The 25,844-nt window shown below is 35.2% G+C and carries 20 protein-coding genes, 1 tRNA gene and 4 pseudogenes; 12 read left to right on the forward strand and 13 right to left on the reverse strand.

The features are described 5' to 3' along the window. Nucleotides 1-55 precede the first annotated feature (55 nt). Together A9G36_RS09545 and A9G36_RS09550 are read right to left on the reverse strand one after the other, a co-directional pair. A complete protein-coding gene (locus A9G36_RS09545) occupies nt 56-796 on the reverse strand; it encodes a carbonic anhydrase (protein ID WP_065569539.1) in 741 nt (246 codons plus the stop codon). A 148-nt stretch (nt 797-944) separates the two neighbouring features. Next, nucleotides 945-1,020, reverse strand: a tRNA-Asn gene (locus A9G36_RS09550). 137 nt (nt 1,021-1,157) lie between these two features. On the opposite strand from A9G36_RS09550, the gene A9G36_RS09555 reads away from it, so the two are divergent. Beyond that, nucleotides 1,158-1,733, forward strand: a complete 576-nt coding sequence (locus tag A9G36_RS09555; protein ID WP_065585663.1) for a TIGR00730 family Rossman fold protein — start codon at nt 1,158-1,160, stop codon at nt 1,731-1,733. A 67-nt stretch (nt 1,734-1,800) separates the two neighbouring features. On the opposite strand, the gene fruA is transcribed toward A9G36_RS09555, so the two are convergent. From fruA to glnA, 10 genes and pseudogenes are all read right to left on the reverse strand, one after another. Further along, a complete protein-coding gene (fruA, locus tag A9G36_RS09560) occupies nt 1,801-3,510 on the reverse strand; it encodes a PTS fructose transporter subunit IIBC (RefSeq protein ID WP_065569541.1) in 1,710 nt (569 codons plus the stop codon). Nucleotides 3,511-3,518: 8 nt separating this feature from the next. Next, the gene (fruK, locus tag A9G36_RS09565; RefSeq protein ID WP_065569542.1) at nt 3,519-4,454 is read right to left on the reverse strand and encodes a 1-phosphofructokinase; all 936 of its coding nucleotides are present in this window, start codon (nt 4,452-4,454) and stop codon (nt 3,519-3,521) included. Further along, nucleotides 4,455-5,660: a fused PTS fructose transporter subunit IIA/HPr protein gene (fruB, locus tag A9G36_RS09570; RefSeq protein WP_065569543.1), complete on the reverse strand. Its 1,206-nt coding sequence runs from the start codon at nt 5,658-5,660 to the stop codon at nt 4,455-4,457. It lies immediately after the preceding gene. Nucleotides 5,661-6,342: 682 nt separating this feature from the next. Next, entirely contained in the window at nt 6,343-7,098 is a 756-nt protein-coding gene (locus tag A9G36_RS09575; RefSeq protein ID WP_065569544.1) for an iron ABC transporter ATP-binding protein, read from the reverse strand. Beyond that, nucleotides 7,095-8,066, reverse strand: a complete 972-nt coding sequence (locus A9G36_RS09580) for an iron chelate uptake ABC transporter family permease subunit (RefSeq protein ID WP_065569545.1) — start codon at nt 8,064-8,066, stop codon at nt 7,095-7,097. Before A9G36_RS09580 ends, A9G36_RS09575 begins: the two co-directional genes overlap by 4 nt. Beyond that, nucleotides 8,056-9,012: an ABC transporter permease gene (locus A9G36_RS09585; protein WP_034912658.1), complete on the reverse strand. Its 957-nt coding sequence runs from the start codon at nt 9,010-9,012 to the stop codon at nt 8,056-8,058. Before A9G36_RS09585 ends, A9G36_RS09580 begins: the two co-directional genes overlap by 11 nt. A gap of 11 nt (nt 9,013-9,023) precedes the next feature. Then, the gene (locus A9G36_RS09590; RefSeq protein ID WP_141670396.1) at nt 9,024-9,977 is read right to left on the reverse strand and encodes a siderophore ABC transporter substrate-binding protein; all 954 of its coding nucleotides are present in this window, start codon (nt 9,975-9,977) and stop codon (nt 9,024-9,026) included. A 214-nt stretch (nt 9,978-10,191) separates the two neighbouring features. Next, nucleotides 10,192-11,646, reverse strand: a complete 1,455-nt coding sequence (glnG, locus tag A9G36_RS09595) for a nitrogen regulation protein NR(I) (RefSeq protein ID WP_065585664.1) — start codon at nt 11,644-11,646, stop codon at nt 10,192-10,194. A gap of 11 nt (nt 11,647-11,657) precedes the next feature. Further along, on the reverse strand, nt 11,658-12,707 hold the full coding sequence (gene glnL, locus A9G36_RS09600; RefSeq protein WP_065585665.1) for a nitrogen regulation protein NR(II): 1,050 nt from the start codon (nt 12,705-12,707) through the stop codon (nt 11,658-11,660). 72 nt (nt 12,708-12,779) lie between these two features. After that, nucleotides 12,780-14,189: pseudogene (gene glnA / locus A9G36_RS09605) on the reverse strand (glutamate--ammonia ligase). Nucleotides 14,190-14,740: 551 nt separating this feature from the next. Between glnA and A9G36_RS09610 the strand changes: the two are divergent. The 3 genes from A9G36_RS09610 to gpsA are packed head-to-tail and all read left to right on the forward strand — an operon-like array spanning nt 14,741 to nt 16,765. Then, nucleotides 14,741-15,181, forward strand: coding sequence for a rhodanese-like domain-containing protein (locus tag A9G36_RS09610; RefSeq protein WP_065585666.1), 441 nt, complete (start codon nt 14,741-14,743; stop codon nt 15,179-15,181). Between the two features lie 25 nt (nt 15,182-15,206). Next, nucleotides 15,207-15,707, forward strand: coding sequence for a protein-export chaperone SecB (gene secB / locus A9G36_RS09615; protein WP_065569548.1), 501 nt, complete (start codon nt 15,207-15,209; stop codon nt 15,705-15,707). Nucleotides 15,708-15,751: 44 nt separating this feature from the next. Beyond that, nucleotides 15,752-16,765 (forward strand): NAD(P)H-dependent glycerol-3-phosphate dehydrogenase, encoded by a 1,014-nt coding sequence (gene gpsA, locus A9G36_RS09620; RefSeq protein WP_065569549.1) that lies wholly within the window; start codon nt 15,752-15,754, stop codon nt 16,763-16,765. 70 nt (nt 16,766-16,835) lie between these two features. Here gpsA and A9G36_RS09625 read toward each other — a convergent pair whose 3' ends face one another. Further along, nucleotides 16,836-17,810, reverse strand: a complete 975-nt coding sequence (locus tag A9G36_RS09625; RefSeq protein WP_065569550.1) for an ornithine cyclodeaminase family protein — start codon at nt 17,808-17,810, stop codon at nt 16,836-16,838. 189 nt (nt 17,811-17,999) lie between these two features. On the opposite strand from A9G36_RS09625, the gene aas reads away from it, so the two are divergent. The 8 genes and pseudogenes from aas (at nt 18,000) to A9G36_RS09660 (ending at nt 25,631) form a co-directional block, all read left to right on the forward strand. Further along, nucleotides 18,000-20,141 (forward strand): bifunctional acyl-ACP--phospholipid O-acyltransferase/long-chain-fatty-acid--ACP ligase, encoded by a 2,142-nt coding sequence (gene aas / locus A9G36_RS09630; RefSeq protein WP_065585667.1) that lies wholly within the window; start codon nt 18,000-18,002, stop codon nt 20,139-20,141. Between the two features lie 15 nt (nt 20,142-20,156). Beyond that, nucleotides 20,157-21,344 (forward strand): lysophospholipid transporter LplT, encoded by a 1,188-nt coding sequence (gene lplT, locus A9G36_RS09635; RefSeq protein WP_065569552.1) that lies wholly within the window; start codon nt 20,157-20,159, stop codon nt 21,342-21,344. Then, entirely contained in the window at nt 21,331-22,227 is an 897-nt protein-coding gene (gene murQ / locus A9G36_RS09640; RefSeq protein ID WP_065585668.1) for an N-acetylmuramic acid 6-phosphate etherase, read from the forward strand. Before lplT ends, murQ begins: the two co-directional genes overlap by 14 nt. A 158-nt stretch (nt 22,228-22,385) precedes the next feature. Beyond that, nucleotides 22,386-22,761, forward strand: a pseudogene (locus A9G36_RS10555) (PTS sugar transporter subunit IIA); the annotation flags it as partial. A 56-nt stretch (nt 22,762-22,817) separates the two neighbouring features. Next, nucleotides 22,818-23,360: pseudogene (locus A9G36_RS10560) on the forward strand (PTS system mannose/fructose/N-acetylgalactosamine-transporter subunit IIB); the annotation flags it as partial. Between the two features lie 26 nt (nt 23,361-23,386). Then, nucleotides 23,387-24,181 (forward strand): annotated as a pseudogene (locus tag A9G36_RS09650) (PTS mannose/fructose/sorbose transporter subunit IIC). Between the two features lie 16 nt (nt 24,182-24,197). Further along, nucleotides 24,198-25,109: a PTS system mannose/fructose/sorbose family transporter subunit IID gene (locus A9G36_RS09655; RefSeq protein ID WP_065585669.1), complete on the forward strand. Its 912-nt coding sequence runs from the start codon at nt 24,198-24,200 to the stop codon at nt 25,107-25,109. A gap of 147 nt (nt 25,110-25,256) precedes the next feature. Then, the gene (locus A9G36_RS09660) at nt 25,257-25,631 is read left to right on the forward strand and encodes a DUF956 family protein (protein ID WP_034946779.1); all 375 of its coding nucleotides are present in this window, start codon (nt 25,257-25,259) and stop codon (nt 25,629-25,631) included. Nucleotides 25,632-25,844 lie beyond the last annotated feature (213 nt).

Here is a 25,844-nt window from a genome sequence, read left to right on the forward strand (position 1 = left end):
AGTTTTGAGCAAGTAATAAATAGCTTGATTATGTTCGTAAAGCCAAACAGGTTTCTTAATCAATGATAATCCTACCATTTAGAGGCTGAACTGGCCGGTTATTATCATGATGCATGATTGAGTGGAATTTTTCAATTTGTTCTTTTGAAGCACTACTTTCATGTTCTAAAACAATCCATCTTACACCCTCTGTACATGGTGGTGTGGTAAGTGAACCACTAAAACGGTAAAAATCCAATACTTCCGGTAATAATACTTTAATATCAATTGTCCTATCTAATAAAATACTATCATCAACCGATATTGGAATTTGGTGCCATGCTTTTTCCAATTCTAAATTGGTTTTACCTTCTTTAAACATTAAAGCCATAACAGTCAGATCGCCATTTTCGTTTTGATAAACAAAATGTGCCTCCATTGGGTAATGCTTGCTGTTAATTTCATTCTCACTTGGCGAATGAAAATGAAATTGTTGCAAGGTAAAAGTTTCATCATCTAAAATTAACGTATTTTGCCCTGTAATGTTGATTTGCACAGTATGACCATTGTTTATCATTTCTTGTTTGCCAGATTCGAAAGTAAGACTCAGTTCACTATGATGGGTTTTAAGCACATGCTGTATATTGATAGGAGATTGATTTTTGCCATTTTCACAAGTTGAAAAATCAGGCGAAAGTTTTCCCCAATTTTCGGGTTTTTCTTGCCCTTCGTAGCCCCAATGTGGAGTATGTTCAGCAGCGAGACAAAATAAACTAGCGGCAGTTAGAATGACCGCAATGACTATATTAACCTTCATAATTTAACCATATTGTCGGACTCATGATTGAATTATAGACCTATTAAATCAGCCTTGCTATCTAAAAATTAACGGCTAAAAAATATTGTTTGTAGAGGAAAAAAAAACCTGCCATAAGCAGGAGTTAAAATATTGGAATTAGGAAAGTTGGCTCCTCCAACAGGACTTGAACCTGTGACATACGGATTAACAGTCCGCCGTTCTACCGACTGAACTATGGAGGAACAGTCAACGGACAGAATATTAACCATCTATAGTTATTCTGTCAATCGTAAAAATACTAAATAAAACCAATTGCTCATCTTGTAAACAAATTATGTTAAAATAGAGAATCAATTTAACAATTGCTAGAATATGTTTTATGAAAAAAAATATTTGTGTTTTTTGTGGTGCGAGTGAAGGAATCCGTCCAGAATATCGAGTGTATGCCGAACAATTAGGTAAAATATTAGCTCAGCAAAATAGGCGTTTAATCTATGGTGGTGGTAATAAAGGTTTAATGGGGATTATTTCTAATGCAGCACTTGCTCATGGTGGTGAGGTGATTGGTATTATTCCTGAACATTTAGTCAAGGCTGAAACAGCACACCACGGTACCACTCGTTTAGAAGTAGTGGATAATATGCATCAACGCAAAGCAAGACTTTCGGAATTGGCTGATGGTTTTATTGCTATGCCAGGAGGAACGGGAACTTTAGAAGAACTTTTTGAAGTTTGGACAGCAATGCAAATAGGTTATCATGAAAAGCCCGTTGCATTATTTAATGTGTTAGAATTTTGGCAACCAATGCTTAATTTTTTGCAACATGCAGTGAATGAAGGTTTTGTTCGAGATAGTTTTTATAAAACATTAATTGTTTCGGAAGATCATCAAACTATACTACAACGAATGGATCATTTTATCCCTAAAGATTTACAGCGCTGGGTAAAAAAATAGCTTAAATGTCATATTATATAAAAACGCCATCACTTGATGGCGCTTTTTCTTATATTATTAACAAACATTAAGCGACAGCTGTAGCTTCCGATTCTGGCTGTTTAATAAATGCATAAGCAACACCAGCAATAACGGCACCAACAACGATAGATAATAAGTAACCTCCAACTGGTTTAACCACACCTGGAATCGCTAAAGCAAATAACCCTCCATGTGGTGTCATTAATGTTGAACCGAAGGCTAACGCCATGCCACCAGTAATAGCACCGCCAATAATACAGCATGGAATAACACGTAATGGATCGCGCGCAGCAAATGGAATTGCCCCTTCAGATATAAAACATAAACCTAATACCAATGAAGCTTTACCACTTTCTTGTTCAGTTTTAGCAAATTTTTTGCGTGCAATAAGTGTCGCAATCCCCATTGCTAAAGGTGGAACCATGCCACCAGCCATAACAGCTGCCATTGGCATATATTGATGTGATGAAATTAATGTTGTCCCAAACAAATACGCTGCTTTATTGATAGGTCCTCCCATATCAGTGCACATCATACCGCCTAAAACAGCCCCTAAAAGAATTGCGTTCGTGGTACCCATTGATCTTAACCATACATCTAAATGAATCATAATCCATGCAATAGGTGTAGCAAAAATAAGCTGCATGACTAACCCTGTTATTAATGTTGCAAATAATGGCACAATAAGAATAGGTTTTAATGCTTCAAGAGTTTTTGGTAATGGCAAATATTTAGAAATACACATTGCTAAATAACCAGCAAAATAACCAATAATAATACCACCTAAAAATCCTGCGCCAGTCGATACCGCAAGTAAACCACCGACAAGTCCTGGTACTAAACCAGGTCTATCGGCAATCGAATAAGCAATATATCCAGCAAGTAATGGTACCATCAATGAAAAAGCAAGTTCACCAATTTGAGCTAGATGAGGTTCACCCACTAAAGTTTTAACCAAAACACCTTGGTTATTTATTACTTCTTTAAACTCACCTAATGCAAATGATAGAGCGATAATCAAACCGCCAGCAACCACCATTGGTAACATGTAAGAAATACCCGTTAATAGATGTTGATAGACACCTTTTTTATCATTATTTGCCTTAGCTGTTGAGGAGTTTGCTATTGGCTGATAAACTGTTGCTTCTTCAAATGCTTTATCAAATTCTTGCGCTGTTTTTTTCAGAGCTGGACCTGTTTTGGTGCGATAAAGTTTTTTACCTGCAAATTTACTCAAATCAACATCAATATCACAAGCCGCAATTACAACATCGGCTGAAGCCACTTCTTCTGGTGTTAATTCATTACCGACACCAACTGAGCCACGTGTTTCAACCTTACACCACCATCCACGTTTTTTGGCTTCCTCTTCAATCGCTTCTGCCGCCATAAAGGTGTGAGCAACACCTGTTGGACATGCGGTTACCGCAACAATACGTTTTTGACCATTATTTGGGATAGAAGCAATAGTAGTATTAGCTGATTGTTCATAAACAGTTGCTTTACTTTGTGCTTCATTCAAGATTTTTTTAGGATCAGCAAAAACTTCATTGAAATCACTTACTATATAAATTTTTTTGCCAATAACTGATTTTTCACTAATATTACCACTACCAACAGAAATGATGGTATCAGCTGATGTTGCATTATCAACAATATTTAAATTTAAAGAATTAGCTGCTAACGCTAATTCCGCTTTAGCTAAGCGCCCGTTAACTGGGCCTGCATTACTGCCTTCAATAATGTATATATTCATGAATACTCCTATCCCGCGATTATTTCAATTTTTTCCAACATGTTGGTAACCGCTTGGCGGTCTGAGATACCAACACCTGCTTGTTCAACTGATAAAGCGGCAATACTTGATGCAAATACTAAGGTGTCTTTAATTGATTGATTAGTTAGTAAACCATACAGTAAACCACCGACCATTGAATCACCAGCACCAACCGTGCTAACCACCTTGCATTTAGGCGGCTTGGCTAGCCATGCTTCATGTTTTGTTACCCATAAAGCACCTTTACTTCCTAATGAAATTACTACGTTTTCTACCCCTCTATCAATAAGTTCCATGGCTGCGGTTTTAATTTCTGACAATGTGGATAATTTTCTCCCTACCCACATTTCAAGCTCTTTATCATTTGGTTTAATTAACCAAGGTTTAGCTTTAAGCCCTGCGATTAAAGCTTCACGGCTACTATCAAATACCACCTTAGGACAAATAGCTTTAACTTGCTTCATCCATTCAGTGAATTTCTCAAGAGATACTCCTACTGGCAAACTACCACTAATGGCTACCATATCAATGTTTTTTAACCATTCTAATGAATTGGTAACAAAAGTTTGCCAATCTTGATCACTAATAGTAAAACCTGAAAAGTTTAAGTCTGTTACTTCGTTATTTTCTTCAGTTAGTTTAACGTTAATACGTGTACGACCATCGATGGTTTGAAATTTATCAACAACATTTAGTGAATCAAATAATAAATTAAAACCATCACGATTTTCTTTACCTAAAAATCCACCAACCGTTAATTTAATACCAAGATCAGATAATACTTTTGCAACATTGATACCTTTACCCGCTGCTAGCAAAGCGTTAGTTTGAACTAAATTAACATCACCAAGTTCAACTTTAGGGCAAAAACCTAATAGATCATAAGCAGGATTTAAAGTAATTGTTGCAATACGATAAGTCATTTAAACCCCCTCACCTAAACCGCTTTCAATAGCTTTACCAATAGCATCAAGCGCTTGTGCAGCATCATCACCTTCTGCTGTAAATTGTAATCGACTACCCTTTTTAGCACCAAGTGCAACAATTTTCATTAAGCTAGTAGCACTGACTGGTTCTCCTTTTCCATCAAGATTTGCGACTGTTACTTTACTACTAAACTCTTTGACTAATTTAACTAGTACAGATGACGGACGAGTATGTAATCCGTTCTCATTTGGTACGACAAATTCACGGCACAAAATATTATTAGCAGTTGTTGTCGTTGATATGTTTGGTGAAGTATGCTCAATATTTGTATTATTGGTTTCAGTGCATATTTCAGCACAACCTGAGGTAAGTAAACTTATTAGTTTTTCAGTATTGGCAGTCAGTAGGTGTTCCAATTTTTGGTTGAATGTTAATGATGCCAAATGTTCAATAATGTCTGAAACAGAATCATCTACAACAGACATGGTAATGAGCATTTTGACGGGATTTCCTTCTTCACTCAAATTGCTGACAGTACGACTAATTGCAATCGCATTTTTCAAATTCCCTTCTTTGCTATCGTTTAACCAAACACCACTACCTAAATAACTTGGTCTACTATCTAAAACATTTACGAGAAAGCTTGAATCTACTGCATGTTGTTGTTTTAAACGCGATGCATTTAATGCTTGTAGTGTGGATAAACTATCAGCAGAAATATCTAATAATAATGATGATTCATTTACAACAAATTGACTATCTTCTGGACTTATTTTTCCTGTTAAAATGGCAACTGCTTCGTCAGCAGATTGAATTTTTCTGATTCGTTCCTCTACCCCATCGGCACCAAGAACATGTGTCAATTGTCGAAGTAGCTCTAAATGCTCATCAGAGCTCGCAGCAATACCTATAGCAAGATAAGCTTTTTCTCCATCATCTCCCCATTCTACACCTTCAGGAAAGCAGAATACTTGAACGCCTGTTTTTTTAACTAAATGGCGAGTTTTAGGTGTACCATGCGGTATCGCAATACCAATACCTAAATAAGTTGCAGCCTGATCTTCACGCTCAAGCATCCCCTCAACATATCCTTCTTCGACAAAACCAGTACTAGTTAATGCTGCGGCAATCTTCTTAATTGCCTCAATTTTATTGGTTGCTTGTTCATTTAAATGGATATCTTCTTTAACTAAATGAAACATATAATAAATACCTCTGGGTTAAAATGTTGGGTCGACTAAAATGACTCAGCAAATCTAAATCCTTTTATGAATCAATTCTGCAATAATGAATAGATTAACATTAATTATCCAATAAATTATTTCTATTAATAAACAATATGTGATCTGGATCTAACTTTTTATTCTTTTATTTTAATTAAAATTTTTAGATTTATTATAAATATTTTCCATTATGTAGTTTTATAATTTTGTAGAGAATTAACGTCAAATATAAATATGATTCATATGGATTAATGTAAACTTTCATGCTCAACGTTATAGCTAAAGCATTTTATAAAATAACCATTTAATATTTCAAGAACATTAAGAAAGTTACGTGAGCAAATTATAAGAAGCACAAAGGAAGTTGCTAAATTCCGTTTGGTCATTTATGTTTTTAAATATTAATTGAAAACCATTCCGACATATTGCATGCGATAATTATTTGTATATTGAAAATTAACATCTCTATAAATTTTTAATTTAATATTATTAAATATCATCAAGGCACAATTGGCTTACTGGCAAATTTAATAATATTGGAATATCCATTATTTTCTAAACCCCAAATAATACCAATAAAACATGCTTTACCTATTCTAAGTTTTGCTATTATTTAATATAGGTAATACTTTGTCATCATTTGTGTTTATTTATGGCGCAATTAGTAATAAATTGCGATATTTTGAGAATGAACTTTTTCTATTTTAACAGTGGTTTCAAAGACATCTTCTAAAATAACTGAGTTCATAATCTGTTCTGGGGTTCCTTGATAAACTAACTCACCATTTTTCATCGCTAAGATGTAATCTGAATATACGGATGCAAAGTTGATATCATGAATAACAATCACAATGGTTTTACCCAGCTCATCGGCTGCGCGGCGCAATTGTTTCATCATGGCAACAGCATGTTTCATATCAAGATTATTGAGTGGTTCATCAAGTAATACATATTTAGTATCTTGACATAACACCATAGCAACATAAGCTCGTTGCCGTTGACCACCAGATAATTCATCTAAAAAGCGGTCTTTATATTCAGTAAGATCTAAAAAATCGAGCGCTCGATAAATATGGTTATAATCATCAGCATTTAAACGCCCTTTGGTATAAGGATAACGCCCAAATCCAACTAGTTCAAAAACAGACAATCTACTGGTAAAACGGTTTTCTTGTCTCAATACTGATAAATAAGTGGCAAGTTTATCACTTGGCGTATTAACAACATCCATATTTTGAATTTTAACTTGTCCTTCATCAGCTAATAGAAGACGACTTATAATTGATAATAGCGTCGATTTCCCCGCCCCATTTGGACCAATAATAGCAGTAATTCCACCTTGTGAAATCGTCGCGTTGACATTTTTTAATACAGATACTGTTTGATAGTTTTTACTAACATTATCAATTTTTATCACTTTGGAACCTTTTTTAATAATAAGAAGATAAACAAAGAACCACCAATGAATTCAATGACAATGGATAATGCACCAACCATATTTAATACTCGCTCTAAAAACATTTGTCCACCGACCAGAAAAATAACACCTAACAAAAAAGCAGTAGGCAATAAAAAACGATGCTGGCTTGATCCACTAATACTATAAGCTAAATTAGTAATTAAAAGCCCCAAAAAAGTGAATGGACCGACTAATGCCGTTGACACTGACACTAAAACTGAAACTAGCAATAATATAATAGTGACACTTTTTTGATAATCGATACCCAAATTGATTGCATTATCCCGACCCAACGCAAGTACATCAAATTTAAATCGCATTTGCCATAAAAATAGACCAACAATAGCTACTATTACTAACGAAAAGATAATCAATATAGGCTCTGCACGTGTAAATGTAGCAAAAATACGACTTTGAAGCACAGCGAATTCAGACGGGGTCATCAAGCGTTGCAATAGATTAGAAAAACTACGGAATAATGTGCCTAAAATAATTCCTATTAATAATACCAAATGTAAATTTTTCTTGATTCTAGTAAACAAACCTCGATATAAAAATAAAGAGAATAGAATTAATAAAAGTGATTCGAATACAAATTTACCAATAATACCAATATAAGGAATACCTTGTGAATCAATACAAAAGATTACAACTGTTTGAATAAGTACAAATAGTGATTCAAATCCCATAATAGAAGGTGTTAATATCCGATTGTTGGTAACTGTTTGAAAAAGCAGTGTTGATGTCGCAGCCGAAAAAGCGACTAAAATCATAGTTAGCATTACCCACGTTCGATGCTTCAAAATATAGCTAATATTGCCTTTAAGGTTGAAAGTCATAAAACATATTATGCAAACTAGAGCAATAATTAACAATAAAAGAACTCTTTTTTGACACAAAATATGGCGTTTTTGATTAACTAACATGACGTTTTCGACTCAACAATATTAAAAAAATAATAGCGCCAACTACGCCAAGAATAACACTCACGGGGATCTCAAAAGGATAGCGAATTACACGCCCAATAATATCGCAAATTAAAACTAATCCACTACCAAACAAACAGATCCATGGCATGGTTTTACGAACATTGTCTCCAAATAATAAACTAACAATATTTGGTACAATCAATCCTAAAAATGGTAAAACTCCAACAACTACAACGACAATACCGCCAATTAATGCAATAACAATAAGCCCTGTAAACATAACACGACGATAGTTAAGCCCTACATTAATAGAAAAATCACGCCCCAAGCCAACTACAGTAAACTGATCCGCACACCAACAAGCAAGTAATGTCAAACCACCCACCAACCATAATAATTCGTAACGGCCTTTTAAAATAGCTGAAAAATCACCTGATTCCCAACCACCAAGTGATTGTAATAAATCAAAATACATGGCAAAAAATGTAGTAATAGCGCTAATAACTGCACCTAACATAATGCCAATAAGAGGTACCATTATTGCTGACTTTAAAATAATCTTTCGAGAAATCGCCATAAATATCATTGTGCCAATCATAGCAAATAGGCTAGCAACAACCATTTTAGTCATAACACTAGCGCCAGGAGCTAAAACCATCATAACTAATAAGCCAAGACTAGCCGATTGAGTAGTGCCAACTAAAGAGGGTTCAACAAATCGATTTTGTGTTAATAATTGCATAATCAAACCTGCAACACTCATGGCGCTACCAGCTAACAATAAGGCAACAGTTCTAGGAATACGGCTTACAAAAAAAATCTCACGCATATTGCTATCTGACCATAAATCAAATAGTGTCACATGCCCTGCACCAATAAATAAACTTATTGCAGTCATGATCAATAAAATGAACATGCCTGCAATAAAATAAAATGATTTAATCATGTTTTACATTAATGTGCTGGTTCACTTTGCAAAGCGGCATCTATTTGGTCCATCAAATGGCTATAGGTTTGGATACCACCAGCAATATACATGGAAGAAGAATCTAAATAAACGATATGGTTTTGTCGCCATGCCGCAGTTTTTCGGATCAATTCATTGTCAAGTACTTGTTGTGCAGACTGAGCTTCTTTATTACCAATTGCATTATCTCTATCTAACACAAATATCCACTGCGGATTAACACTCAAAATAAATTCAGAGGTAACTGCATTACCATGACGACCAGCTTCTTGGAAAGTGGTTGCAGGCTGAAAACCAAGTACATCAAACACAAAACCAAAACGAGATTTTGAACCATAAGCCGACATTTTACCGCCATTAACCATAATCACAAGTGCTGTGCCAGCCGTAGTTGTCTTAGTTTTCAATTGTTCGATTTTTTGATTAAAATCGACAATAAGTTTCTTAGCTTCATTTTGTTTATTGAAGATTGAGCCTAATTGTTCTGTTCTTTGAGTTAAACTGATTAAAAAGTTATTTGGGTCAATATCTAAAGAAATCGTCGGAGCAATATCATTCAATTTTTTATAAGCATCAGTAGCACGACCTCCAGCAACAATAACATCTGGCTGAATTGAACTTAAAACTTCATAATTAGGCTCAAATAAAGTGCCCACATTAGTGTAGTCTTTGCGCTCATATTTAGATAAAAAAGTTGGATAATGCACATCTGATTGAGGCACTGCCGTCACAGGAATATTTAATGCGTCCATGATATCAAGTGTTGCAGTATTAAAAACAACAACTTTTTTAGGATTTTCAGGCAGATTAGTTTTACCTTGAGCATGTTCAATGATAAGTGTATTTGCAGAAGTTTGCTGTTCTTTTTTATTGTCACATCCAACCAAAACAAGCAAAACAGCAAGTAAAACTAAAAATTTCACTTTGATATATGAATACATTGTAACTCCTAATTATCAGCCAAGTAAAAAAACAAAAACGATAATTATAATAATTATCATTTACATCATGATTGTAACTAAAAATTTTGTTCTATTCAATGTACTTTAAATGTTTAAAAAACTAATATGTGATAAGAAATAGATTAAATAACTCTGAAATGAACGGATTAAAAAGCTATCGATTTTTATTCGATAGCATAATTAATATTGATAATTAGAGTTGTTTAGTGTGATCAAGGGATAAATCTTTAAGTTTTCTAGTTAAGGTATTTCGCCCCCAGCCTAGCAGATGAGAAGCATCTTGTTTATGGCCTCGAGTAAAATCAAGCGCACTTCTTAATAAGATTCGTTCAACATCATTTATTGCTTCAGTCAAAATTCCTGTTTTACCATCTACTAATGCTTGCTTTGCCCATTGTTCCAGCAATACCTTCCAATCAACTTCTTGTTGAGAAAAGTGGCTTGTAGGCAATGTGGTTTTTTCATTTGCAACAACTGTTTTAGTTGACGATAATTGCAATAATTCTGGCGGTAAGTCCTGAACTATAACTTCTTTATTTGAAGACATTACGGTAACCCAGCGACAAATATTTTCAAGTTGACGAACATTACCTGGCCAATTAAAGCGACATAAAACATTTAAAGCTTCCGAACTAAACACTTTACTTTCTACCCCCAATTCTTTTGCTGCTGTATGTAAAAAATGTTCTGATAGTTTTGGTATATCTTCAGTTCGATCGCGTAGCGGTGGCAATAAGATACGAATTACATTTAAACGATGAAAAAGATCTTCTCTAAATTTCCCCTCACGAACCCTAGCTTGTAAATCTTGATGAGTAGCTGCGATAATACGAACATCTACTTTGACAGGTAAATAACCGCCAATACGATAAAATTGCCCATCAGCAAGCACCCTTAATAATCTGGTTTGAACATCAAGAGGCATATCACCAATTTCATCTAGGAATAATGTACCACCATTCGCTTGTTCAAACCTTCCGTGCCTAATTTGAACTGCACCAGTAAACGCCCCTTTTTCATGACCAAAAAGTTCTGACTCAATAAGATCTTTAGGTATGGCTGCCATATTTAGCGCAATAAAAGGGGATTGTGAGCGTGGACTATGGGTATGTAGTGCTTTAGCTACTAACTCTTTCCCCGTTCCCGATTCACCATTAATTAATACACTAATTGATGATTTAGAAAGCCTACCAATAATACGAAAAACTTCCTGCATTGAAGGTGCTTCGCCAATAATACTTGTAGAGGCTTTGGTTGTAACACGATGATGTGACTTGTCACGTTGATTTTGTAATATGGCTCGTTCAACAAGCTGAATAACCTCATCAACATCAAAAGGTTTGGGGATGTAATCATAAGCTCCTTTCTGATAGGAATTCACTGCTGCATCAAGATCAGAATGTGCAGTCATTATGATCACCGGTAAATTGGGTTCATGTTCTTTAACATAATGAAGTAAAGTTAATCCATCTAATCCTGGCATTTTTATATCCGAAATTAATACAGCAGGTTTTTGCACATGTGTGGTTAATGCATCAATGACTTCTTGTCCCGTCGCAAAGCTAACACAAGTAAAATGGGCATTTTTTAGAGCTTTTTCTAACACCCATCTAATTGAGCTATCATCATCAACAATCCAAACATTCATTTTAACTTACCTCATTGTTTAATTGGTAAATATACCGAGAATTCTGTATGTCCAGGCCAACTGTTAAATTCGATTTTTCCATGATGTTGGTCAACAATATTATGTGCAATGGAAAGCCCGATACCTGTTCCTCCTTCATAACCACTCACCATTGGATAAAAAAGTGTGTCTTGTATATGAATAGGCACACCAGGTCCATTATCTTCAATATCTATCCGTGCACATAACCGATAACGTTGTCCATGTAAAGTAACTTGAAAAGCTGTCCGTGTTCTGATCGTAATTGTACCTATATTTGACCCGATAGCTTGCAAAGCATTACGAACAATATTTAAAATTACCTGCTCTATTCGTTCAGAGTCATGAATAAAATCAGGTAAGCTTGGATCATAATCACGCAGAATTTTAATATTGGTTGTCTTTTCTAAACACAGCAAAGCATAGATACGTTCTATTGCTTGATGAATACTTTGTTCTTTTTGCTGTAATCGTTGCTGTGGGCCTAATAACCTATCCACCAGATTTCTTAACCTATCCGATTGTTCAATAATAATTTTTGTGTAATCTTGCAATTCATTTTTAGGTAGTTCACGTGATAATAATTGAGCAGCTCCTCGAAGCCCTCCTAGTGGATTTTTAATTTCATGAGCTAGTCCACGAACTAATTCACGAGCAGCACTCTGTTGAGCTTGTTGCAATTGTTCTTGGCTAAGGCGTTTATGGCTATTTAATGGAGTCATTTCAATTAAAATCTGTCCATTAACTAATAGTTGAGCGGTCAATGTTAAAATATGCAATTCATTATTGATAACTAAATTGACTTCATTATCTGTAAAACCTTGATTTTGCTCTAATGTACTGAGCATTAAATCTATATCTAAAGAAAAGTATCCCAGCAAATCAGGAAGATAACTTTCTAATAATTTTTTTGAACTTTGTGCTAATAATTGCTGCGCAGCAATATTGGCATACAAAATATTAAGTTTAGTATCAAGTAATAAAATACTTGTAATCATAGAATCGAGAACAAGATTAGCATCAGATTCATTATTAAATGTCATCGTTGGTTTTCCGTCCTGATTAGAAACCACCGCAAATTAACGGTGGTTTGATAGGTTAAATTACTATATAGTTTATAGACTATAGTACATTTCAAACTCAACTGGGTGTGGTGTCATACGTACACGATCAACGTCTTGACGTTTTAAATCAATGTATGCATCAATAGTATCGTTAGTAAATACGTTACCACGTGTTAAGAATTCACGATCTGCATCTAATGCATTAAGTGCTTCTTCAAGTGACCCCGCAACCTGAGGAATTAATTTAGACTCTTCTGGTGGTAAGTCATATAAGTTTTTATCCATGGCATCACCTGGATGAATCTTATTGATAATGCCGTCTAAACCAGCCATTAACTGAGCAGCAAATGCTAAGTATGGGTTAGCTGCTGGATCTGGGAAGCGAACTTCAATACGTCGCGCTTTAGGACTAGTAACAACTGGGATACGAATTGATGCAGAACGGTTACGAGCAGAATATGCAAGCATAACTGGTGCTTCATATCCTGGAACTAGGCGTTTATAAGAGTTAGTTGCAGGATTAGTAAATGCATTAATTGCTTTAGCGTGTTTAATAATACCACCAATATAGAATAATGCCATTTCAGAAAGGCCAGCATATTTGTCACCAGCAAAAAGATTTACGCCATCTTTAGCAAGTGATTGGTGACAGTGCATACCAGAACCGTTATCGCCAAACATAGGCTTTGGCATAAATGTCGCAGTTTTACCATATGCGTGTGCCACATTTTGTACAACATATTTGTAAATTTGAACTTCATCAGCTTTTTTAGTTAATGTATTGAAACGGCAGGCAATCTCATTTTGGCCAGCTGTTGCAACTTCATGGTGATGCGCTTCAACAACTAAACCAAGTTGTTCCATGATTAAACACATTTCAGAACGAATATCTTGTGATGAATCAACAGGAGGAAGTGGGAAGTAACCACCTTTAACGCTAGGACGATGGCCTTTATTACCTTCTTCATATTTTGTGCCAGAGTTCCAAGCTGCTTCAATATCATCAATATGAACAAAACTACCAGACATTGGCGATCCAAAACGAACATCATCAAATAAGAAAAATTCTGGTTCAGGACCGAAAATAACAGTATCAGCAATACCTGATGATTTTAAAAATTCTTCGGCACGTTTAGCAATTGAACGCGGGTCACGATCGTATCCTTGCAGCGTTGCTGGCTCTAAAACATCACAACGTAGATTTAATGTTGCATTTTAAAAAAATGGGTCGATTACCGCCGTTGAAGGATCCGGCATTAATACCATATCTGATTCATTAATACCCTTCCAACCAGCAATTGATGAACCATCAAACATTTTGCCATCTTCAAAAAAATCATCATCAATTTGATTAACAGGGATAGTTACGTGTTGCTCTTTACCTTTAGTATCTGTAAAACGTAAATCAACAAATTTAACATCATTTTCTTTAATTAGTGTTAAAACTTTTTGTATAGACATGTAGCTTCTCCATTGAGGACAAATAATTGTTCAGTATATGGCATACTCGCCAAGTAATTTATTTATGTAAATAGAGTGTATGCAAATATGATGCCATTTTTTTGTGTTTTTTTAATCATTTTTATTATGTAAATAATAACACAAACATCACAACACACCAAAACAATGCATTAAGCACCAAATAGATGCACTAAAATAAGACATATAATATGTACACAAGTTATATTGTTATGTTAATTAATGCTTAATATATTTACTAAATAAATTTAGTTAAATTATCTTCAAAAGATGACTCATAATTTTATATTAAATATTTCTCAACTCGATTTTAACTTCATTGAATATCGAACTTTAATAAGCGCATAAATCTGGTAGTGTTAAACAATTTAATCAAACTATTAAGCTAATAACTCAAAAACTTTTTAACACTTTACTTGTTACAAAGATTTTAAGCATACTATGGCAAGTTTTCTTATATTTCTACTATATTTCAGTTTGTAATATCGTTATAATCTGCGTTTATATCGAAAAAATTAGGTAATCATACAAGTATGGAATTTCTTACACTCGAATTACTACCTTTTATAAAAAATCATATTTTACTTTCACTCGGTTGGATTATTTTAGTTATTGCAATTATTGTATTGACCATCAAAAGTAAATTATCTAAAGTTCAAAACATTAATAATGCTCAAGCAATTAATTTAATAAATAAACAAGATGCAATTGTTGTTGATGTTCGCTCAGCAGATAACTTTAAAAAAGGGCATATTACTGAGTCTTATAACATTTTGCCAATTGATATTAAAAATGCGAATATTAAGCCAATTGAAAAATTTAAAGAAAAGTTTGTTGTTTTAGTTGACGAAAATGGTTTATCATCAACGGCTATTGGTGAAATCCTTGTAAAGCAAGGCTTTTTGCATGTCTTTACATTGAAAGATGGCATTATAGGATGGAATAGCGAAAATTTACCATTAGTAAGAAAATAATATAATTTTAAAATAAGGTTTTATCATGACAGAACAAAACAATACACAACGTTCAGAAACACAATTTGCGATTCAACGAATCTACACTAAAGATGTTTCTTTTGAAACCAACAATGTACCTGAGATATTTACTAAGCAGTTCCAGCCTGCTATGAATGTTGAGCTAAATTCTTCCTCTCAATTGTTGAATGAAAATGTATTTGAAGTTGCATTACGCGTTACAGTTACAATGAAATCACAAGATGAAGTAGTTTATATTTGTGAAGTAACTCAAGCAGGTATTTTTTCTGTTGTTGGATTCAATGATGCTCAATTACAACATTGCCTCGGCGCTTATTGTCCTAATATTTTGTTCCCTTATGCACGTGAAACTATTTCTGGTTTAGTTAGTAAAGGTACATTCCCTCCAGTAAATTTAGAGCCAGTTAACTTTGATGTGTTATTTATGAATTATCTTCAACAACAGCAACAACAAGCTGAAGCTAATGTTGGAGCCGAATCTGAAACAAACGAAACGCTACAATGATTTTTCTAAATTAATTAACATTAACGATAAATTAATAAATTGTTATGAAAAAAAAAGCTGTAGTGACAGTAATTGGAGCAGGTTCTTATGGAACCTCCTTAGCTATTTTACTCGCTCGTAATGGGCATCCAACTCTGCTATGGGGTCATAACCCTGATAAAATGGCTGCTCTACAGCAAGACAGACAAAATAAGCAATTTTTGCCGGATATTGCTTTTCCTGATCCGCTTCAAATTGAAAGCGATTTACAAACAGCTGTTTTAGCTGCCCCTATTTTGTTGATTGTTGTACCAAGCCATGCCTTTGCAAATATTCTGATACAAATTAAACCTTTTTTGCGCCAAGATACTAAAATTGTATGGGCTACAAAAGGGCTTGAGGTTAATACAGGGCGAATGTTACAAGATGTAGCTAAGGAAATTTTAGGTGATAAAATCCCATTAGCGGTTATTTCTGGTCCAACTTTTGCTAAAGAAGTGGCATCTGGATTACCAACGGCAGTAACTGTAGCATCAACTGATGAGCATTTTTTGAATCAACTGCAAACTTTGTTTCATTGTAGCAAAAGCTTCCGAGTCTATAGCAGCAAAGATTTTATTGGAGTGCAACTTGGTGGCGCAATCAAAAATGTTATTGCTATTGGAGCTGGATTATCTGATGGTCTTGGTTTTGGCGCCAATGCCAGAACAGCATTAATCACACGTGGACTTGCCGAAATGATGCGTTTAGGTGCTGCATTAGGCGCAGATCCAGCAACTTTTATGGGGATGGCAGGATTAGGTGATTTAGTTTTAACTTGTACCGATAATCAATCTCGTAATCGTCGTTTTGGAATGTTACTGGGTCAGAATAAATCCATTCAAGAAGCTCAAGATGCTATTGCCCAAGTTGTTGAAGGTCGCAATAATACAAAAGAGGTCTGGTTATTAGCCCAAAAATATCATGTAGATATGCCAATCACTGATCAAATTTATCAAATCCTTTATGAGCATAAAGACCCCAAACAAGCAGCGATGGCATTACTTAGACGATCACAAAAAGAAGAACTAAAAAGCTAATTTTTATACTCAAACACCTAGTTACCGGAAACTTTTTAACACAAAATTATACTAACTTGATACCTAAGTATTATAAAAACGTACCAATTCCTTTTTCTTTTGCTTTAAGATAGATATCGTAGCCAATATACACGTCTAATACTGCTGTACCAACAGTTTTAAACAGCGTAATTTGCTGATCATTTAGACGGCATTGAGCTGGATCTATCACTAAATCTCCTAACTCTAAAAAATCATCTTCTGATACCAATTGTTGTTTAATTGGATCAATAATATCGCCGGCTTCAGCAAATACACCTTCTTTAGTATCAACTACACGAATATTAGCCTTTTCAACAATACATTCTGGAATTTCATGCATTTCTGGCGTATAAGCACCCACTCCATTAACGTGCGTGCCAGGTTTTACTTTTTCGCCATTAAATGTCACAACTTTTGAGGTTGTAACCGAAGTAATAATATCAGCCTGGCTAATATCATCATCCAAATTTTTTGAAAAATAAAGATTAGTAGAAAAATGGGCAAAACGATGTCTCATCTCTTCTGTAAATTGTTTCGCTTTTTGTGTATCAATATCAAAAATAGCAACGTCAGTAAGTGAACGAACAGTTAACATTGCCTCTAATTGAGATACTGCTTGCCCACCAGTACCTATCAATACTGCTCGACTAGCATTTTTACGCGCCAGCAAATCGGTTGCTGCACCTTGAACGGCTCCTGTACGAAGCTGAGTGACAAAAGTACCATCTAACATAGCACAGACTTCACCTGTTTGTGGGTCTAACATTAAAACTTGAGCTGGTACTGATGGTTTACCCAATTTAGGATTGTCAGGAAATACCGAAACAATTTTTATACCCACAATATCGCTACCTTTAATATGCGCGGGCATAAACAAACATTGTCCCTTTTGCATATCAAAATTTATTCGTAACGGCACATCACTGTTTCCTTGGCTATAGATTTTCAAGGCTTGTTTATCTGCAGCTATTGCATCTTTCATTGTATAAAATCTTTCAATATCATTGGCTGTTAAAATAAGCATTTTTATTCCTTATTGATTTTCTATATTTTTTAAACTTTAGTATCTAATATCTATTTTTTAGAGCAAGATTTATTGTTAATTAAACCATAAAAAACTGTTTTATATAACAAAAATCGCAGTTCTTGTATATCTTTTATATTTTCACTATTATTACTGCGTGTACTTTTGCACGATATTTGAGAATATCAGATGTTATTTAAAATATTAAAATTTTTCTTAAAGACTTTATTTCATGTCAGAATTGATGGCGATTTAGAAAATTTAAAACAAGATAGACTTCTTATTACACCTAACCATGTATCTTTCCTTGATGGTATTCTAATCGGCATATTTTTACCCATAAGACCTGTCTTTGCTATTTATTCGGGTTATATTAATCATTGGTTAGTTCGCTTAGCAAAGCACTATGTTGATTTTGTGCCAATGGATCCGCTTAGTCCAATGGCAATAAAGCGATTAGTTCGCGAAGTTGAAAAAGGCCGCCCGATAGTCATATTCCCTGAAGGGAGAATTACTATAACTGGCTCATTAATGAAAATTTATGATGGCGCTGCTTTTGTTGCTGCTCGCTCTCAAGCCACCATTGTACCAGTGTGGATCGAAGGAGCTGAATTTACTTTAACTAGTCGTTTAAAAGGTTTATTTAAGCGTCGTTTATTTCCTAAAATAACTATTCATGTTCTTAACCCCACATCTATTCCGATGCCCGATGCGCCTAAAGCTAGTGAAAGGCGTTATATTGCAGGTGAAAAACTTCATCAAATTATGATGAATGCACGCATGGCAAGTCGTCCAAAATTAACGCTGTTTGAAGCATTATTAGAAGCACAAGTTCGCTATGGCGTGAAATCAAGAATGGTACAAGACCCGACAACTCACGAAGCATCTTATCGCAATTTATTAAAACAAATTATAGGTGTTGGTTGTATTATTGCCAAAATTACTAAAAATAAAGAGCGAGTAGGTGTTTTATTACCCAATGCGACCATTACTGTTGCAACTATTTTTGGTTTGTCAGTAAAAAATCGAATTCCAGCAATGCTTAACTATACTGCGGGAACAAAAGGCTTAAACTGTGCCATTACTGCGGCTGAAATAAAAACGATTATTACTTCACGCACATTTATTAGAAAAGGGAAACTTGATTATCTACTTGAAGAAATCAAAGACGTTAAGTGGTGTTTTCTTGAAGATTTGCGGAAAAACTTAACTTTAAAAGATAAGTTTTATGTTGCAGTGCATCAATATATTCCACGCTTAATTAAATATCAACAATCAAGCGATGACGAAGCACTAGTATTGTTTACCTCTGGTTCAGAGGGGAACCCTAAAGGTGTTGCTCATAGCCATGCTAGCTTACTTGCTAATGTTGAGCAAATTCGAACGGTTATTGATCCAACTCCAGCAGATCGATTTATGTCAGCACTGCCATTATTTCATGCTTTTGGTATTACAGCAGGATTATTCCTGCCGCTATTTTCAGGTAGCCGTACATTTTTATATCCAAATCCATTACATTACCGTATGGTTCCTGAAATTATTTATGACCAAAACTGTACAGTTTTATTTGGTACGCCAACTTTCTTGGCAAACTATGCCCGTTATGCTCACCCATATGATTTTATGCGTTTACGCTATGTTGTTGCAGGCGCTGAAAAATTATCAGATGCAGTACGAGAACAATGGAAAGATAAATATGGTATTCGTATTTTAGAAGGCTATGGCGTTACCGAATGTGCGCCTGTTGTAGCGCTTAATGTTCCTATGGCATTTAAAACTGGTACTGTAGGACGATTACTGCCGGGCATGGCATCAAGATTAATTCATATTCCAGGCATTAGCGATGGAGGCCAATTACAAGTCAAAGGGCCTAATGTGATGAAGGGTTATTTAAGGGTGGAAAATCCCGGAAAACTTGAAGAGCCAGTTGCAGTTGATGAAAATGGACAAGCCGAAAAAGGTTGGTATGATACCGGCGATATCGTTGCTATTGATAGTGAAGGTTTTGTAACAATTAAAGGGCGCTTGAAGCGATTTGCCAAAATTGCCGGTGAAATGGTTTCATTAGAAAGTGTTGAATCCTTAGCAAAAAAAGTTGACTCTGATGCAATGCACGGTGCAACAGTTAAAGCCGATGCTGCTAAAGGTGAAGCAATTGTCTTATTTACTACCTCAACAAAATTAAATCGAGAGCAACTTAATCTGGCATCTCAAGAATTGGGCATTCCGGCATTAGCCGTTCCTCGTGATATTCGTATAGTAAAAGAGTTACCACTACTAGGTACAGGTAAAATTGATTTTATTACTTTACGAAAAATGGCTGACGAATAAACTAAAGGATGTCACATGAAACAACATTCTCTGTTAAGCAAAGGCATGGTTGCAACCATGCTGGCGCAGTTTTTTTCAGCATTTGCTGATAATGCAATCTTTTTTGCGATCTTAGCTTTCATCAAAAATTTACATTATCCAACATGGAGTCAATCGGTATTACAGATTAGTTTTGTACTGCCATTTATTATCCTTTCGCCTTTTGTTGGTCAATTTGCTGACAGCATATCAAAAGGTAAGGCAATGATGATTTCAAATAGTATAAAATTACTGGGTGCTAGTTGCATTTGTTTAAACATCAGTCCTTTTGCTGGCTATTTCCTAGTCGGTATAGGCGCTGCGGCCTACTCTCCTGCTAAATATGGAATTTTAGGTGAACTTACGACAGGCGATAATTTAGTTAAAGCAAATGGGTTAATAGAAGCATCAACCATTGCAGCCATTTTACTTGGTTCGCTGGCTGGTGGTCATATTGCCGATCTTAATGTGAGCGCTTCCTTAATTGCGTGCGTGTTAGTGTATGGGCTGGCAGTTATTGCTAACTTTTTTATTCCTAAATTACCTGCTGCACGACAGGATATTTCATGGCAATTTATAGGCATGATCAAAGATTTTGCTAACACAATCAAAATTACCTTCACCAATAAGCAAATCTTATTTACATTATTAGGTACTAGTTTGTTTTGGGGAGCAGGTATTACTTTACGTTTTCTTTTAATTAGCTGGGTTCCAGCTATCTTAAATATTCATGACAACGCAACACCAACAAACCTTAATGCAATAGTTGCTATCGGCATTGTTATTGGCGCAGGTCTAGCTAGTACATTTATTGCTATTAACAAAACCTTAAGCTGCGTTCCTGCTGGTATAATGATGGGCATAGCGGTAATTGCCTTCACTTTGCAAGGGAACATAATTTCGTCTTATATTTTACTCATTGTTATCGGAGCATTAGGTGGCTTCTTTTTGGTACCATTAAATGCTTTTATTCAAAAAATGGGGAAAGATTTGGTCGGTGCCGGCAGTGTTATTTCGGTACAAAATCTAAGTGAATACTCAGCGATGATGATAATGTTAGGGCTTTATACGTTAGCCGTTGCTTTAAATTTATCGGTTACTGCTATCGGTGTTGGTTTTGGGAGTTTATTTGCTTTAGTTATATTTTTGTTATGGTTAGGATTAAAAAATAATGAATCACATTAATTTATCAGCAATGCTAACAGAAAGGCGTAATCCTAATAGCGAAAAAATAGATAACTGTTCAACATTAGAAATGCTACAAATCATCAATAATGAAGATAAAAAAGTCGCATTGGCTATTGAAAAAGAGTTACCCAATATCGCAAAAGCTGTTGATGCAATTAGTTTAGCATTTTCAAATCAAGGTAGACTAATCTATATCGGTGCTGGCACATCAGGACGACTAGGTATTTTAGATGCAAGTGAATGTCCACCAACTTATGGTACATCACCAGAACAAGTTATTGGTTTAATTGCTGGGGGCAAAACAGCCGTTTTTAAGGCGGTTGAAAACGCAGAAGATAACCCAGAATTGGCAATTACTGACTTAAAAAACATTAATTTTAGCTCAAATGACGTTTTAGTTGGCATTGCCGCTAGTGGGCGCACACCTTATGTAATAGGTGCTATGCAATATGCTAAATCAATTGGAGCAACAGTGATTAGCTTATGCTGTAACCCATTAGCTCCAATGATTAATTTAGCCAATATTGCTATTACACCAATCGTTGGTGCAGAAGTAATTACTGGCTCATCCAGAATGAAAGCGGGCACAGCACAAAAATTAGTCCTCAACATGTTAACCACTGCCAGCATGATAAAAATCGGCAAAGTCTATAGTAATTTGATGGTTGACGTAGAAGCTACCAACGCCAAGCTTGTTGAACGGCAAATATCTATTGTTATGCAGGCTACCGATTGCAGCCGTGAAAAAGCCATTGCAGCATTAGCAGAGAGTAACAAACATTGTAAAACCGCTATTTTAATGATTCTTTCAGGTTTAAATGCAGAGCAAGCAAGACTGAAACTTAAAAAAGAAAATGGTTTTATTCGTCAAACGCTGTAACATAAACTAACTTTGTTTTAATAAAAAATAGAAAATTTATGTTGTTATCAAAATGTGATAGATACATAATTTTCAAATTATTTTGTGTTATAAAATAAATGCTTTTATTTTTATACTATTTATATTATTTAATTAATATAAAATTAGGAGGTAGTTGTATGGTAGGAATCATCCTAGCAACTCATGGTGAGTTTGCTGAAGGTATTCTACAATCAGGAACGATGATATTTGGAGAGCAAGAAAACGTTAAAGCTGTTACCTTGTATCCAAGTGATAGTCCGGAAAGTTTAAAAGAGCGAATGCTTGAAGCAATAGCTACATTTGATAATCAAGATGAAATACTTTTTTTAGTTGATTTATGGGGAGGCACACCATTTAATCAGGCTAACAATTTATGTGGAGAGCATAGCAACTGGGCTATTGTAGCCGGTTTAAATCTACCTATGTTAATTGAAGCCTATTCCTCGCGCTTTTCAATGGAAAGTGCAAAAGAAATTGCTGCTGCAATTATTGAACCAGGCAAAGAAGGAGTTCGAGCAACAGTCGAAATACCAACACAATCTTCTGCTTCTACTAAAAACGCAAATACTATCCCCGAAGGAACAGTACTCGGAGATGGTAAGATGAAAATCGTGTTAGCTCGTGTTGACTCACGCCTATTACATGGGCAAGTGGCGACAGCATGGACAAAATCAACCAATCCGAACCGGATTATTGTTGTTTCTGATTCGGTTGCAAAAGATGAATTAAGAAAAAAACTCATCCAAGAAGCAGCGCCTCCTGGTGTAAAAGCAAATGTAGTTCCAGTTAAAAAAATTATTGAAGTTTCACGCGATCCTCGTTTTGGTAATACCAAAGCGCTACTTCTATTTGAAAATCCACAAGATGTGCTACGAACCATAGAGGGCGGTGTCGATATCAATGAACTTAATATTGGTTCAATGGCCCATTCCGTAGGAAAGGTTATGGTTAATAAAGTGCTGTCAATGAATTCTGATGATGTTGATACATTTGAAAAATTAAAAACAAAAAATGTGAAATTTGATGTTCGCAAAGTACCTAATGACTCTAGCAGTAATATGGACGAATTATTGAAAAAAGCGAAAGAAGAATTGGCGCAACAAAAGAATTAGTTTATTTAAGGGGTTATATTATGACATTGTCAATTATTGCTATCATTTTAGTGATAGTTATTGCCTTTCTAGCTGGTATGGAAGGTATTTTAGATCAGTTTCAATTCCACCAACCTTTAGTGGCTTGTTCTTTAATTGGACTTGTAACAGGTAATTTAGAAGCAGGGGTTGTATTGGGCGGTTCGTTGCAAATGATTGCTCTCGGTTGGGCCAATATTGGGGCGGCAGTAGCGCCTGATGCAGCTTTAGCATCGGTTGCTTCATCAATTATTTTAGTATTAGGTGGCCAAGGTATAGCTGGCGTATCTACCGCTATAGCTGTTGCTATTCCACTTGCAGTTGCAGGGCTATTTTTAACCATGATTGTGCGAACTATTGCAGTTCCATTAGTACACATGATGGATGCGGCAGCGGAGGAAGGCAATATTCAAAAAATTGAATGGTTACAAATTTTAGGTATCTGTTTACAAGGTTTACGTATCGCAATCCCAGCTGCTGCATTACTCTTTATTCCTGCTGAAATTGTTAGAAGTACACTAGAAGCAATGCCAGAATGGCTAACAACAGGAATGGCTATTGGTGGTGGAATGGTTGTTGCTGTTGGTTATGCAATGGTAATCAATATGATGGCAAACCGAGAAGTATGGCCATTTTTCATTATTGGTTTTGTCGTTGCTGCGATATCACAATTAACACTGATTGCACTTGGCGCTTGAGGTATAGCATTAGCACTAATTTACCTCAATCTTTCTGAACGTGGCAATTCATCCAATGGTGGTAGCAAAGGTGATCCACTTGATGATATTTTAAATGATTACTAAAAACTTGGAGAAGAAAATGACTGATAGAATCCAATTAAACAAAAAAGATCGTTTAGCGGTTGCTTGGCGTTCAACCTTCCTCCAAGGGTCTTGGAACTATGAACGTATGCAAAATGGTGGATGGGTCTATTCAATGATCCCTGCTATCAAAAAATTATATACCACCAAAGAGGATCGCTCTGCTGCTCTTAAGCGTCACCTAGAATTTTTTAATACTCACCCTTATTTAGCTTCTCCAGTACTTGGGGTAACTCTTGCACTTGAAGAGGAACGGGCTAATGGAGCTGCTGTTGATGACGTAGCAATTCAAGGGGTAAAAGTTGGGATGATGGGACCATTAGCGGGTGTGGGTGATCCAGTATTCTGGTTTACCGTACGTCCAATGCTCGGTGCTCTTGGCGCTTCACTTGCGCTAAGTGGTAATATTATGGGACCAATTTTATTCTTCTTATTATGGAATATTATTCGTTGGGGCTTCATGTGGTATACCCAAGAATTTGGTTACCGCACAGGCTCTAAAATAACCGATAATTTATCTGGCGGATTACTACAAAAAATCACCAAAGGAGCTTCTATTTTAGGGATGTTTGTACTGGCGGCCTTAGTACAAAGATGGGTATCAATTAAATTCCAACCAGTCGTATCTACTGTCAAGCTAGACAATGGTGCTTTTATTGATTGGAATACATTACCAGCAGGTGCTAAAGGCATTCAACAAGCATTAATTCAAATGCAAAGCGGATTATCACTGACTCAACAAAAGGTAACCACCTTACAAAATAACTTGGATCAGTTAATACCTGGACTTGTTCCTTTACTATTAACCTTCTTTTGTATGTGGTTACTTCGTAAAAAAGTATCACCAATCCTAATTATTTTGGGATTATTTATAGTAGGTATTGTTGGTCATGTAATCGGCCTTTTATAAACATATAGCTATGCCTACATATATTTGGAAAGTATGATATTTAAAAATAGCTCCAACTTTCTATTTAATATTACATTAACCTTTTCATCACATAATGCGATGAAAAGGTGTCATTAATCATTTGAACTTTGCATGGATATAGGGTAGATGGTTCAATCATTAAATACTAAAATTGATTTGACAGTGAAAGCAACCGCATTTACAGGCTTATCTGAATACGGCAATATAATAATTGGTAACAAAGCCTTTGAGTTTTATCATCAACAAGATCCACGCAAATATATCCAAATACCATGGAATGAAGTTGACTATGTGATTGCTTCTGTATTATTAGGTGGTAGATGGATTCCTCGTTATTCAATACAAACAAAAAAAAATGGTACATATACCTTTGCATCTAAAGAGCCCAAGAAGGTATTAAAAGCCATTCGAGTTTATGTTGACGGGCAAAAAATGGTCCGGTCACTTGGCTTTTTTGATGTTTTAAAGAGAGCTTTTTTTCACAAAAAGAACAAAAAATGAAAATCACTATTTTGTTATATTTATCGATTTTCACTTAAATTAAATGAATTATAGTTGGTATCATTTTTATCCATCCTTTTTTAAGTTAGTTTAAGTCCACCAATATAGCCTCCATCATCAACAAACAACCATTGCGCTTTTTGCCAAAAAGAGTATAATCCTATGGCTTTGATTTTGTCCGTGTTGGACAAAAAGAAGATTATTTTTTAACTT

The organism is Gilliamella sp. Choc6-1 (assembly GCF_001690385.1).
Taxonomy (GTDB): domain Bacteria; phylum Pseudomonadota; class Gammaproteobacteria; order Enterobacterales; family Orbaceae; genus Gilliamella; species Gilliamella apicola_A.